We start from the raw sequence: 14,807 nt of genomic DNA, 5'->3' as shown, positions 1-14,807 counted from the left end.
TATGAACATAAATGATAAAAGTTTCGTTTCATTAGTAAAGGAGATAGATGCTGAATATAGGGTACAAAGAGACAGAGGTACTTTATTTGAATTGTTAATAAAAACCTATTTAGAGAATGAACCTATGTACCAACGTTTGTTTGAAGAAGTCTGGATGTTGAGTGAAGTCCCTTTTGAATTTAACATACCTAAAACTGATACTGGCGTTGACTTAGTTGCAAAAAAAGCAATGACAGGTGAACTAGTAGCTATTCAGTGTAAGTATTATTCCAAAGATACAAGTATCCGTAAAGAACATATAGATTCATTTTTAAATGAAGTTGGAAAAAACTATTATTCCGAAGGATTAATTGTAACCTCCACAGAAAAATGGACTAAAAATGCAGATGAAGCTTTGAATAATAGAGATAAAAATATTATGAGGTTGACCTTGTCTCAACTAAAAGAAAGTCGAATAGATTGGTCAGAATTTAGTTTTACCAAACCAAAAGAAGTAATTTTACAAAACAAAAAAATTCCAAGATCACATCAAATACCAGCAATAAATTCTGTTATTGAAGGGTTTGAAAATACAGATCGTGGAAAATTAATTATGGCACCAGGAACAGGGAAAACATTTACCTCCATGGCAATTGCAGAAAATATGGCTAAGAAAACAAATGATACGTTTAAAGTATTATATCTAGTCCCTAGTATTCAATTGCTATCACAAACCTTAAGAAGCTGGAATTCAGACATTGATTTTAATATGGATTCAATTGCGGTTTGTTCTGACAGAAAAGTAACTAAAAAGAGGATAGGAACTGAAATTGAAGATATTGCAACAGCAGATATTGGCTTCCCTGCGACTACAAATACTGAAAAACTATTAGAGTACCAGCAGAAAATAGAAGCGAAGAGTATTCAGCCAGAGTTTATTAGTGTATTTTCTACTTATCAATCGATAGACGTCATTATTGAAGCTCAAGAAAATGGATTTTATGAATTTGATTTAATTGTATGTGATGAAGCACATCGAACAACTGGTGCAACAGAATTAAATCAAGAGGCCTCAGCTTTTACGAAAGTACATAGCAATGACAATATTAAAGCGAAAAATCGTCTATATCAAACTGCTACACCTAGAGTATATGGGGAAGATGCAAAAAGGAAAGCAGAGGAAAAATCAACTATAATTGCTGATATGAATGATCCAGAAACTTTCGGAGAAGAGTTATACCGTATTGGTTTTGGGGACGCAATTAGGCAAGGAATATTAACGGACTATAAAGTTATGGTTTTAGCAGTAGATGAAGACGTTATAGCACGTCGTTTCCAAGATATGTTTTCAAAAACTGAGTCAGGCTTACAATTCGACGACGTGACGAAAATTATTGGTTGCTGGAATGGTCTTGTGAAACGTGACGGTAATTCAAACAAAACATTAGGACAACCAATGAAAAGAGCTATTGCATTTACAGGTACAATTAAAGATTCAAAAAAAATTACAAATATGTTCTCAACGGTGGTAGACGAATATTTGTATAAAGATGATCATAGTGGCAAAAATCATTTTAATATTGATATTCAACATGCAGATGGAGCAATGAATGCTATAGAGAAGAATGAAAAGATTGATTGGTTAAAGAGCGAAGTTCCTGATAATACTTGTCGCGTACTTTCTAATGCTCGCTTTTTAACAGAAGGTGTAGATGTACCACACCTTGATGCAGTAATGTTTTTAAAGCCTAGGAAATCAAAAATAGACATTGCGCAAGCAGTAGGAAGAGTAATGAGGAAAGCAGAAGGAAAAGACTACGGATATATTATACTACCTATTGGCGTCCCAGCAGCTTCTGAAGCTCATTCAATATTAGATAATAACGAGAAATATGAAGTAGTTTGGGAAATCTTAAACGCTCTTCGTTCGATTGATGAGCGCTTTGATGCAACGATAAATAAGTTAGAATTAAATAAAAGTAAACCCAATCAGATTCAAGCTGTTGGGGTGGGTGATGCACCAAAAGGAGGAGAGCTAGAATACCCTGCTCCCGAAGATATAAATGAACAGTTGGCTTTTGACTATTCAGAGGAAAATTTAACAGATTTAGAAAGAGCTATTTTCGGTAAAATTGTGCAAAAAGTGGGTAATGTTCATTATTGGGAACAATGGTCAGAAGATGTTGCGAAAATTGCTCAACAACATATGACAAGAATAAATGTAATGTTGGAAGATAAGAATAGTAATACTTTTAAAGAATTCCAAAAATTCATGAAAAGTGTTCGCCATAATATAAACGATTCTATATCTGCGCAACAAGCAATAGAAATGTTAGCACAGCATTTGATTACAAAGCCTATTTTTGAGGCGCTATTTGAGACCTATAGCTTTGTAAAAAATAATCCTGTCTCACAGGCTATGGAGTCTATATTAAGTGTATTAGATAAACAAGGATTATTAAAAGAACAAGAGAAATTAGAAGGTTTTTATGAAAGTGTACGTTTACGTGCAGAAGGGATTGATAACTTAAAGGCTAAACAGGATATTATTATCCAACTATATAATAAGTTTTTTAAAGTTGGCTTCAAAGAAACAACGGATCGTTTAGGAATAGTATTTACACCAACCGAAGTGGTGGATTTTATAATTCATTCAGTAGATAATGTTTTACAAAAACACTTTAGTAAATCTTTATCAAGTAAAGGGGTACATGTTTTAGATCCATTTACAGGAACAGGTACATTTGTTGCTCGTTTATTACAGAGTGGTCTAATATCAAAAGAAGATTTATTGCGTAAATTTACTCAAGAAATACATGCAAATGAAATTGTATTATTAAGTTATTATATAGCAGCAATCAATATTGAAGAAACATTCCATGCTTTACATGGCGGAGATTATGTGCCATTTGAAGGAATTGTTTTGACTGATACTTTTGAAAGCACTGAGAATAAGCCTTCATTAATGGATGAATTATTTAATAAAAATAATGATAGATTGAAGCGTCAACAAGAGGAGCCTATATTTGTAATAATGGGGAACCCACCTTATAGTGCAGGGCAAGGGAACGAAAATGATAATAATAAAAATATAAAACACGAGATTTTGGATAAAAATATTGGTCAGACTTACGTAAAATTAGCTTCATCAAAATCTCTAAGAAATTATTATGATTCATATATTAAAGCTTTTAGATGGGCCACAGATCGAATAGGTGATCATGGAGTAATAGGTTTTGTTACCAATAGTTCCTTTATTGATAAGCCTGTAATGGATGGTATTAGAAAAAGTTTCGCAAAAGAATTTAATTCTCTTTATATATTAAATTTAAGAGGAGCTATTCGTGGACGTTCTGGAGAGTTTGCTAAGCGTGAAGGACAAAATATATTTGATATTATGACAGGTGTCAGTATTTCAATTCTTGTAAAAGATGGTTTAAAAAGTCAAAAAATATTCTATAAAGAAGTTGATGACTATCTGACACGAAAAGAGAAAAGAGAACTACTTAATCTTTGGAAATCTACTGCAAATATAGATTGGATAGAAATAACCCCAGACGAAAATGGAGATTGGATAAATCAGCGAGACAAGACTTATAAAAATTTTACTCCTTTGTACAATGATAAAGATCAAAATGAATCTATTTTCACAGAAAAGACTTCAGGGATAGTTAGCAACCGTGATTCATGGGTGTATAATTTTTCGAAGCAAAAAGTATATGAAAATACGAAGAGGCTAATTTCTAACTATAATTCAGAACGACTAAGGCTTGAAAAGGAAAAAAATAAATTCGAATTAGCGGAAAGAAACGAGAAAATAATTAAATGGACCAGGTCACTTCGAACAAAGCTAGAAAAAAATAAAGAAATAAAATTCACTAATAATACAATTGTTAAAAGTTTATATCGTCCATTTACCAAGAAATATTTAAACTATGATAAAGATATAATAGAAAGTGCTCGCGGCTACTGGAAAGGTTATTTTGAAAAACCTAATATTGGAATAATGATTTCAGGTATTGGCTCAAGAAAAGGGTTCTCCGTGTTAGCGATTGATTCTATTCCTAGCATGGATATTATGGAAAAAGGGCAGGTTTTCTTATTAAATGGTATCAGTGAAGGTGGCTTATTTGATCACGAGAACAAAAGTTTGATCTCTAAAACAAAATGTAAAGAATTTGGTTTAAATGAAAAAGAATTCTTATATTACATTTATGCTATCCTCCATAGTAATGATTACCACTATAAATACAAAAATGATCTTATTAAAGGTTTTCCTCGAATTCCAAAAGTTAGAAATATGAAAGAATTTATACGTATAGGTGAGGAACTTCTAAGCCTTCATTTAAATTATGAAGATTGCCCCATTTATGAAAACGTAAAAATTGAATATAAATCTAATAATCCTACTTTCAATGTTCAAAAAAAGATGAAATATCAAAAACGTGGTGAGTTTGACACTATAGTTTTTAACTCTGATATAACCATACGCAATATTCCTGAAAAAGCATATGAATACGTTGTTAATGGTCGTTCAGCAATTGATTGGATAATTAATCAATACCAAATAAAGCCCGATAAGAATTCGGGAATTATTGATGACCCTAACTTATATTCGCAAGATGAAAAGTATATCTTTCATCTTTTACTTCGGGTAATAAATGTATCAGTGCAAACAGTCGACTTAGTAAATGCATTGCCAACATTAGAAGAGACTAATTAAATAATGCTCTTACAAAGGTGGAGGAAGCAATCGTTCAATACGACTGAAATACTCATATCTTTTTAAGATAAAGCAACGTAATTAAGTGGAGTACTTCTTGAAGGAAAGATAGCTCCTAATTGTAGCTAGTTTTATTAAAAAAGAATGGGAAGATGATGTAATAAGAAGAATTCACTTTTTCTTTAAAGAAAGGAGAAAAAAGTCTAAAGGCTCTTGTAATCGGTTAGGACAGAATTCTCAACATAAAGAATGCGAATGGAAACCTTTGTAATAGGTGACGAAAACAGAAAAGCAACTAGTCAAAGACGGTTAACTCGATAAACGAGGTGGCCGTCTTGTTTATTCTACAGGAAGTGTGTTCGATGTTTCCCAGCCAACAGCAACTCGAAAAGATCTGACTCAAATCTTCCATAACAAATGGCTCAAGGTTGCCTCACTTTATCTTTTCTTTATATATCCATTAAACTTTAACTAAAAAAGAAATTATTTCCTATAAAACAAGTTGACATATTCAGGGGGGCAATTCAGAATAGTTATAAAGTAACTAGGTTTATAGATGGATAAAGAGTAAAAATTCCTTTATGTCTTCTCTTATTAACGAATAATAGATCCCTTAAGACACATGTAATGAAGGTTAGAGGAGTACTATGGTCTGAACATACTTCAAAGGGGTTGGCTTCTACAAATGGATAAATATGTTCAAGATATTAGTGGAATTAGTAGTTTGAGTGGGTTTTCTTACCAAATAAGAGTTTTTGTATATTATTTGATTTCACTCGAAGAAGGTATGCAAGTAGAGTTTGAAACGGTTGATGATGTCAACATAAAAAAAATTAAGCCAGAAGAAATCGATAATTACGAAGCTAACTTTTTAAACAAAATAGTAAATAAAGATAAAAATAAAGCAATTCAAGTTAAAAGGACCAAAATTTCTGAGGAAGGAGCCCGAAAAGTGTTACTTAATTGGATTTTACTTGAAGGTTCTGACCATAAAGTAACTAAATATATTTTATTTACAGATGATGAATACAAAAATACTGACGTAATGTTTAATTATACTGCTACTGAATTTTTTAAATATATCAACGACTCTTCTAAGGGTGCAAAAGCTACGATTAGTAAGGTGAAAAGAATTCTAAGTGGTGATTTTAAAAAGTTTGAGCAAATCTATGATTCTATTAGAGATAAGTATGAATTTGTTTCTATTACGAATCTAGACGAAGAAATAGATGGAAAATGTGTAAGCTTATTCAGGAAAGTTGCTGTTAATAAAGTAACATATTATCAACGGATTAAAGAATTGCTTCAACATGTTACCGTGAAAGTTATGGATAGCATCAATGAAAAGAAACCACATATATTTACTTATAATGATTTTATGGGCTTAGTTGAAGACATCTCAACTAGAATAACAGATGAAGTGAACCAACCTCTTTATGCTGATTTTAAGAAGATTCATACTGTAAATTTTGAAGATTTAAAGATAGCTCAATCAAGAGAATTTAAACAATTAAAAGCATGCGAGTTACCAGATTTTTTATTAAAGCAACATCTTGGTTATTGTGCATATTATGAGAGCTTAAGATACTCTTATATGGAATCAAATAAATTAAGTAAAATTGAAAACATTGAAGAGACAACTTATGAGAATTTTGAGTCTGCAAAGCATAATCTTAAGAGGAGAAACAAGGATCATCCTTATAATCGTTTAGACGAAACAAAAAAGCTTAGTAATTCATATGCAGATAGTGAGCAAATTCGCTATGGATCTGGAATATATTTAACTAAGGATGAAATTGAGGATAACCAAATCTCTTGGAAGGATGAATGAAATGAAAGCTCTCAAACTTGAAGCCGAAACTATTCAAGTGAGTGTTTATAGCGATATCATTCTAGAAATATTATATACCCACAAGGAATTAAGTATAAATAAAATATTAGTTTTCGCGTATTTGATAAAAAAAGAACGCTTTTTTCCAAAGAAAATTTACACCGCCAAAAACTCCCAAGATATTATCTATAAATGTGTTTCTCAAATTTCTGGTGACTTTGAAGGTTATTGTAATAGTATAGAATATATTCTAAAAGCAATACATCTGTTAAATACAAAGAAAATAGTTGTTGTTAGAGACAATTGGATTAGTTTATGCGCTCATAAAAGTGTAAGTGAGACTATATATAAGGAGAGTAATTTTATAACAAAAGCAATTGAAGCAAGTAAATGTATGACCGAAAAGCAATTTATGAAGGAGGTCATTCATAATGTTTAAGATAAATTCATTAGTAATATTCGGAACTGCTGGCGAACAATATAAATATAAATTCAGTCAGGGTATAAACTACTTTAAAGGAACGAACAGCTCTGGCAAAACAGAATTTTATAAGTTTATTGATTTCATGTTCGGTTCGTCAGAGGATATTAGACTGAAGCCTTGGTATGTAAATTCGCTTGATAAAGCAAGTATGATTTTTCAGTATAGGGAAATAGAGTACAAAATAACAAGGACTAGAGAACCTAATGTTAATTTTATGAGCTATTCAGATGAAGAAGAATTAAGTTCTATTGATTTAAGAGAATATAAAGACAGACTTAACTCAATTTTTGCTGAAGATATTGAACTTCTGAAAGATATAAGAAGTTTCACAGAGGAAGAATTGACTTATCGTACTTTTACGATGTTTAACTTCCTTGGAGAAAAAAGACAAGGTGCAATTCATGATTTTTTTGATAAGTGCGGTGACATTAAATATTCAGTGAAATTATCACCGATTTTAAATTTTATATTCAACAACAATCTTGAAAAAATATATGAGCTTAAAAGAGAACTGGATACATTGTTAGAGAAGGTAAAGAAATTGGAGAAAAATTCTGGGAGGTTTGATTTTATTTGTAATCAAGTAAATAAAAACCTTCAAATACTTGGGTTGAATCCCTCGTTTACAGGAAATAATCCTGAAGATATAAGAGAGCAGCTTAATGAAATCAAAAATATGCAACCTGTGTTTCGTAATAAAAAAGATAAAAATATTTCGGACTTGGAGGTAATGTACAATAATATCACTGAACAAATAAAAGTATATGAAAATGGCATTTCCGACTCTAAAGAATTTGAGAAAGATAATAAAAACAGGAAGATTCTCTTACAAAGGTTAAATAAAGTAATAGATGATAATGGCGCTTTTGAATATTTAATCTCGCCACTGGAAAATCTAATTTCTGAATTGGATACAACTATTTCTTTTAGTAAGTATATGATAAGTGATAATACAATAAAAGAATTAAAAAAGCAGCGTGATTTTCTTAAAAATGAAATAAAACGGAACGATTCAAGGTTTAAAATGTATTCATTGGAAGATAAAGAGAAAGCTATTATGTTGATTGAAGATTATCTATCTGCAGACATTAGTTCAAATGCTAAAGAAATTCAAGAAAACAAAAGAAGAATTAAAGCAATTCGAGATGAATTAAGAGTATTACAAAATTTGGATGACCAAAAAAAGGTAAATGTCTTATCAGATTATATAACTAATCTTTATAAATCTGCTAGGGGAATTTCTTCAGTAGTTAAAGACGATATAACTCAAGAAGGATTTTATATACAATATTTCAAAAGAGGGAATATATTACAGCCTATGATTGTCAAGTCTGTGGTTGACGAGAATGATATAAAGAAAAATGAAAAAGTGAATTACTACATTGGAAGCATGGCAAGACACACCCTTATACAGTTATGTGGGTACTTGGGCTTTCTAAATATGTTGGTGAAAGAAGGGAAATATCCTCTAATTCCTATACTAGTGGTGGATCATATTTCTAAACCTTTTGATCATAGTAATTCTAAAGCTATAGGTAAGGTTATAGAGACTGCATACGAGTCCATTGGAAAAGATAATTTACAATTATTCATGTTCGATGACGAAGAATATGAGAAGTTAGACGTTAAACCAGATTATTCTGAAAATTTAGTAAATAACGGGAAAACAGGGTTTAACCCTTTTTATTTCCCTTCAGATTATAATGAAGATATATGAATACGATGAAGTACATATACAAGCTTACAATGTAATAAATACATAATATTAATAAAAGTGTTTGATATTAAAATTAATTAAAGAGGGATAATATTGAGTATTGACGAACATAAGATTGAAGGATGTTACATTTATGCAAAAAAATATTATCATCATCAAATTGACCGAATAGAAGCAACAAACTCGGTTTATAAATACTTTGGTATGAATCAGGGTTCTGCGAACGATTACATTCAAGCCTTTTATTGTATGATGAATGGAGAACGATACACTAGAACAATTAATACAAAAGCAACTAAATACTTTCTGGAAAAAATTGAAACGGAATTTGGTGACAATTACCTTGAACAGGCTTTGGTTGCTGTGAAAAAGCATACAGAATATTATGGTAGTGTTAGTAAGGGGCGCTTGAGGAGTATAGAAAGCTTATTAAAAAATTATAATTGAGGGACGTACAAAGATAATACTAGAAAAACTAAAGAATGACGACTTAGGAGATTTTACACTAATCTATATTGAAAATTCATATTTACTAAAACAGCATTCTAAGCTGTTGCTATTTAGTTTCTGAGGTTTATTCTTGAAATAAGGTGAATCTAAGGTCATATTTATGACTGGATTTTGACTGGATATTGTTCACTAACATTCATACCTTATTTAACCTTAAGCTAATGCCGTGAAGTTGGAATACCGATTATATAGTGGTTTTTACATTTAATCTTGTATTATTTAGATAATACAGTGAATGGGCGGCATGATGTGATAACGCATTAACCCTTGATATGATAGGATTTAACCACATTACAAAAAAGTTTTGACTGGATTTTCTAAAAAAAGTGATAAGAAAAAGCCTCTCTGTAGTTTAAGTTATCTACTGAGAGGCTTTTAAAGATATTAGTATTTGTAGGTAAATTGGAATGTGCAGGACAGTAGTTAGTTGCCACGGGAGAATAACCTGAGACTGTTTTATATTTTTCAAATAGCTTGACCACCAGCCGATCTATTCCAGTTATTCCTTTAATTACAGGGACCAAGCAATTGTTTTCGAGTTGGGTGGCTCATCCAAAAACTCCCCTTTCTCACCCACGCTATCTCGTGGAAAAACATGCAAAAGGCCCAATCCTTTACTCGAAGGGTCAGGCCGATATTTTAAGAGTGTTATCCAATGATTCTGACAAACTAATCATTTAGATGCTCACCCTTCAATTAAAGAAATTTTCCATTTCGAAATACTTTAATAATGGAATTTTTCTCCCTGCACTGTCCCAATTGCTGTATTCGTTAAAAACCCAATCCAAATCTTGATTAGCTCGAATTTCTACTAAGAACTCTACGATAAGGTAACTGCGCCAATAATCGAACATTCTACTGGTCAAGTTACTGCTTTGAGGAAAATTGCTTCCCAATTCGTCTAAGGAATGCTGCCCATACTTATCCTTAAAAATTTCCACTAATTCTACTTCAACGTTCGTCAATTCTTTAAACTCGGCATTATCTAATAAATGTTTTCTCGATAGATAATTACACATTCCTTCTTCAAACCAAGTATTTACCTTACTATCGCCATTGAACCCTTCAACGAAGAGGTTAGAATGATGGGTCAATTCCTGTGCCAATATAGTGAATAAATAGTCGTCAGAACAATGATCATAAAAGTTCTCTATTTCCGAGATATTTTGCCCTTCCAATTGTTCTACTAATAATCTTCTCCATGCCGATAGATCAGGAGAAATATAGATGACATCACCATTCGTGTACGCTGGTACTGGGATAGCAGAAAAAACGGTCGTCGCTAAATTTTCTGAGGTCCAAACGATTCCTTTTGGCAAAGTTGCTAAGGCGTATTTTTCTTCCAATACATGTTGGTAAGCCTTTAATTTCTCACTGAATCTTTCGATGGTTATCCTGATGTTTAACGTATTCTTCCTGCGATTCAAAAGCGTATATTTGTTTCATTTGAAAATCTCCTTTACTTCCATCACCCCGCGTGTGCGTAAAACATTTATTGTGGAAGCCTGACATCATTTTATTTTACGCCAATTGTTCAAACTGGAGGAAAAAATAAATATGTTATTTGGGTATGCCAGGGGTAAGTTCCAGTAAATAAAATTCTGATCGTCAGATTAACGTATTATAATCCTAAGGTTGGGAGGATATTATAATCAAAAAAAGAAAGGAGGAAGGTTTGAACACCCTAGAATGAAGTTAACAGTTTAGCCTAGTGATGTTTTACAATTTTGATACAACAACATTAGTAAGGTATTCCGGTGCAAAATATATGGAGTGGCAGGACAGACCTTTTACCACAAGGGGTTCCATATGCTGTCACAAAAACACATATCAATTTTACAGAGGACAGCCCAGAAGAAATTGTGTATGATCAAGATCATTTAATCACTGTAAGCGAGAATGTAGGTCAACTGCTTTTAACATCTGAATATCAAAGCTATGTGCACGAACGCAAGTTTAGAGTTCATTTGTTCAGTAAGGCGGATCTAGAAAAGTAATTGAAATCGTTGATGAAACGAAAGAGTGAGTGGAAAAAGAAGGTGATAAGCGAGGTTTAGAAGTTAACTAAGTTAGTAATTCAGTGACTGTTACGAGAATGGGATGATTCTTTGGAGATAAGTAAACATTTTCTTTATGGGTGAAATATAAACCACGTTTAGCGGCGACGCTTTCTATATACTCAGTCTCACCGAACATTGCATTTGAAAGTTTACCTGAATGAATATTAGTAAGAATAAACAAATAATACCCTACTAGCTGATTGTCTGATAAGCTTTCATATGGGGAGCTATCATTTTCCATTTATAGGCTCCTTTATTAAATACATTCCAATTATACCATATATATAAGTTAAAAGATCTAGTTCTATTTATCTAATGCGTTTAAGAGCTTATCAAGTTCTTTAGGAGTATCCACAAGAAAACGATCGGATATATTAACAATGGAATACTTACCTCTTTATCCCTTCCGCAAAGTCAAACAATTAGAAATGCACAACATTGAGGACCGCGCAAAAAAATTCTTATTATCGACTTCTAACCTGTTTTCCACAATACCAGGGGTATGGTGGTTAGTTCGAGTTTCAGCAAATTACCTCACCCTCAATAATACCCTTCTCCATCAATGGGTTGAACGGATGAATGGGAAAGTGATGGAATAGCTAATAAAGGTAAAGCCCCAGACGTTAGTAACTACTTCTAGTTTGTGAACCAAATATTTTAAAAAACGCATTTTCCCAAATGGGTAAAAATCTATTTCTTTTATTCTGAATTCTAGGTGATGTTTTTAGTGACTGGATTATGACTGGATACTGTTCATAAAGTATTAAAACTTATTGTGGTTTATAAATTTACTTTGCGATGGAAACCTTAGTATAACAAGGTTCTGAGGATCTTATTATTGTCCTATTAAATAGCCGAGTGAATGGGCGGCATGATGTGATGACGTCCAAAACCCTTTCAATATAGGGTCTGAGAACAATTTGACTGGATTTTGACTGGTTTTTAAAATCGTTCACTAAAATTACAGGCTTCTCAAGAGCTCATAAACTTTTGAGAGGCTTTTCTTTTATTCTAAGAGCTGCATGTGCGCATACTTTTCAAAGTTCAATTGAATTTGAACTTTCAGAAGGCGAAGGCAATGGAATCTTTCTGAATTAATGGGGATCTCAGAAGAGATGGTAGAGGAAATAGATCAGAGGTAGAAGGAAATACAAAACATAGAGATATTTGCCCCCTGTTATGAATGGTTCCACAGATTCTGCTTAAGTTAGCCTTCCTAGGCTTACATTAACTTAGAACATTTTTTATAAGAACTGATGTGTCAAAAAGAATGAACGGTCCAAGTAATTCACCAATCCTTCCAAAAATGAAACTCACTGTAAGATTCTCCAGTAGGATAACAATTTATAATATGCAAAAACTGCAGCATACCCAGTGATGTAGACAGAAAACGTCCACAGTATATTCCACCCGTTATAATATTTACAGAAATCCAAGAAAACAATAAGCCACTCCAAAAGTGTAAATAGCACTGAAAATAGTATTATCATCCTAACTGATTTTCTGTATTTGATAATCACATGAATCATGGCAGAACTAGTAGCAGGAATGAGACCTAGGACAAAGGGCAAGGAAGCGTAATTGTCTTCCACGTGGTATGGATAGACTTTCACAAAATCATGAGCTATTGTCCATGTATTAAGCAGATGGGCAGTTAGAGAGGCAAAAGGTGAGATAAGAAAAATGAGTTTTAAATCGACCTTTAAGAAGAATATTAGGATAACCCAGGAAGGAACAAACAGAACTAGAAAGCTTAATAGCATAAGAACCAAGCACCCCTTAAAACACGTTTATGAATAGATCGAACGCCGCCGATCAAGACTTATTATATTTACAATGATCAATGGATATATTGAAGCCTATTTAAAATTTTATAATATCCATAAACCATATAATAGCCGATAATATAAACTATAAAGGTCCATATAATTGTCCACCCATTGTGATATTTAACAAAGCCTAAGGATAATAGCAGCCATTCAAATAAAGCTGTGCTGCAAGCAAATATAATAATCCAGCCAATATCAAAGCCATGTTTTCTAATTAAATGAATTAAAACCGTGGAAATTGCCGGGATTATACCTAATACCATAGGGATTGAAGCGAAATTTGTTTCGAGGGAATAGGGTGCCACTGCAACAAAACCATAGGCAATTGTTATTGTGTTTAAAATATGCGTAACGATTGATGCGAGCGGAGCGATGAGTAAAATTATTTTAAGGTCAATTTTAAATATGAAAATAACGACAATCCATGGCAGCAAAAATGAAGTGAAAATATTAAATACCACAATCCTGATCCTCCTTTAGTATGAACAGAACTGGGCTAAATTAGCCTAACTTCTTTTTAAGGGTAGTATGATGAAGAAACTCAAACATAGGTGGTTTGGAGCAAGAAGTGTTTTGGATTTTTGTTAACGACCGGACTATAAAAAACTGATATGCAGCAATGAAAAAAAGGTCCCCCGATAAGTATTGATATATTTATCAGGAACCATTGAGGGGTTTCTCTCTTTGCTTCAGTGAACCTCTCGACTGGTCTTTTTTTGTTTTTTTGGGTTTGTACCTTTTGAAGTATGCTCTCACAAAGCCTATTCTTGTTCTATGACTGGTAACAAGGTTCTACGCAGTCTGTTAATATTTTTTTAACTAGGCGAAGGAATCGGTGGCAAGATGTAAAGTCTTCCTTACAAAATCTACTCTGCTTAATAGCTACAAAACTAAAAGCAAAATTTTAAAAAATGTACCTGGGTGTGAGAAGGCCACACCTAAGTAAATCAATGTGAGTAAGACAAGATTTAAAGATGTTAAATAGGGTAGCTATATGTAGGAGGTAATACGAAAGCGAAGAAGCGTGTTCTTATGCATGGGTAGGGAACGGTAAATTTAAGTCATGTAGAACTAACGCGAGCTGAACTTGCAGCAGTCGGTAATCGCGCTTATGAAAAAGCTAAGGAATACTGTGAAAGTTATAAATAACGTGATAAACTAAAATTTGTCTTTGAGCTCTCTTAATCCAAGAGATTTTTCTACCCTAAAGTATTATGAATCAAAGACAATAGCCTCACCTTTACTCAACGGGGTGGGGCTAGTTTTTGAAAATGCAATTACATTAATGTTGGTGAGAAAAGTTCTGTTTAGTTTATAATACAAGTACAGGTCCACTATTCCAATACTTAACAAGCCGATATGACCTGTTGCCTTTTCTAAAAACGGGGCTTAATCTTGGTTGTCCTCACTTTCCCAGAGTGAGGGTTTTTCTTTACGTAATTTCTCCAATTTATTAAGCCAACAGTCGAGCTGCTGAGAAATAATCAAAAGATCTCGAAAATCGGCATTATTCTTATAAGCAGTGTACATCTTTTCTCTGGTTTCTTCGATTTTATTTTCTAAGTGATTTTTTTCGGACATTATCCACCTCCAATTAACATTTACATAAATTTCATCTTTTAAAGACATCTAGACCAATCATATCATGTGTGATTTTATTAGATATGGACATTT

9 protein-coding genes and 1 pseudogene are annotated in these 14,807 nt (G+C 32.5%); 6 read left to right on the top strand and 4 right to left on the bottom strand.

Going from position 1 to position 14,807, the window contains the following annotated elements; genetic code table 11:
- Position 1: 1 nt before the first annotated feature.
- The 5 genes from LF822_RS17645 to LF822_RS17625 all read left to right on the top strand — a co-directional run bounded on the left by LF822_RS17645 (position 2) and on the right by LF822_RS17625 (position 9,181).
- A complete protein-coding gene (locus LF822_RS17645; protein ID WP_253925389.1) occupies positions 2-4,702 on the top strand; it encodes a DEAD/DEAH box helicase in 4,701 nt (1,566 codons plus the stop codon).
- A gap of 685 nt (positions 4,703-5,387) precedes the next feature.
- Entirely contained in the window at positions 5,388-6,533 is a 1,146-nt protein-coding gene (locus tag LF822_RS17640; RefSeq protein ID WP_253925388.1) for a hypothetical protein, read from the top strand.
- A 1-nt stretch (position 6,534) separates the two neighbouring features.
- Complete coding sequence (locus tag LF822_RS17635; RefSeq protein WP_253925387.1) at positions 6,535-6,972, top strand: hypothetical protein; 438 nt, start codon at positions 6,535-6,537, stop codon at positions 6,970-6,972.
- Entirely contained in the window at positions 6,965-8,734 is a 1,770-nt protein-coding gene (locus LF822_RS17630) for a hypothetical protein (protein WP_253925386.1), read from the top strand. Before LF822_RS17635 ends, LF822_RS17630 begins: the two co-directional genes overlap by 8 nt.
- Positions 8,735-8,827: 93 nt before the next feature.
- Complete coding sequence (locus LF822_RS17625; protein WP_253925385.1) at positions 8,828-9,181, top strand: hypothetical protein; 354 nt, start codon at positions 8,828-8,830, stop codon at positions 9,179-9,181.
- Between the two features lie 755 nt (positions 9,182-9,936).
- Here the strand turns inward: LF822_RS17625 and LF822_RS17620 are convergent.
- Positions 9,937-10,590 carry a hypothetical protein gene (locus LF822_RS17620; protein WP_253925384.1) on the bottom strand — a complete coding sequence of 218 codons (654 nt, stop codon included), beginning with the start codon at positions 10,588-10,590 and terminating at the stop codon, positions 9,937-9,939.
- A 407-nt stretch (positions 10,591-10,997) separates the two neighbouring features.
- Here LF822_RS17620 and LF822_RS17615 point away from each other — a divergent pair.
- Positions 10,998-11,235: pseudogene (locus LF822_RS17615) on the top strand (IS21 family transposase); the annotation flags it as partial.
- Positions 11,236-11,308: 73 nt separating this feature from the next.
- Here LF822_RS17615 and LF822_RS17610 read toward each other — a convergent pair.
- The 3 genes from LF822_RS17610 to LF822_RS17600 form a co-directional block, all read right to left on the bottom strand.
- Complete coding sequence (locus tag LF822_RS17610) at positions 11,309-11,545, bottom strand: hypothetical protein (protein WP_253925383.1); 237 nt, start codon at positions 11,543-11,545, stop codon at positions 11,309-11,311.
- A 1,599-nt stretch (positions 11,546-13,144) separates the two neighbouring features.
- Positions 13,145-13,594, bottom strand: coding sequence for a CBO0543 family protein (locus LF822_RS17605; protein ID WP_253925382.1), 450 nt, complete (start codon positions 13,592-13,594; stop codon positions 13,145-13,147).
- 928 nt (positions 13,595-14,522) lie between these two features.
- Complete coding sequence (locus LF822_RS17600) at positions 14,523-14,714, bottom strand: aspartyl-phosphate phosphatase Spo0E family protein (protein WP_253925381.1); 192 nt, start codon at positions 14,712-14,714, stop codon at positions 14,523-14,525.
- Between the last annotated feature and the right edge of the window lie 93 nt (positions 14,715-14,807).

The sequence above is a fragment of the Halobacillus sp. A5 genome (assembly GCF_024189315.1).
GTDB lineage: Bacteria > Bacillota > Bacilli > Bacillales > Halobacillaceae > Halobacillus_A.
This window is presented reverse-complemented; position numbering and strand designations above follow the sequence as displayed.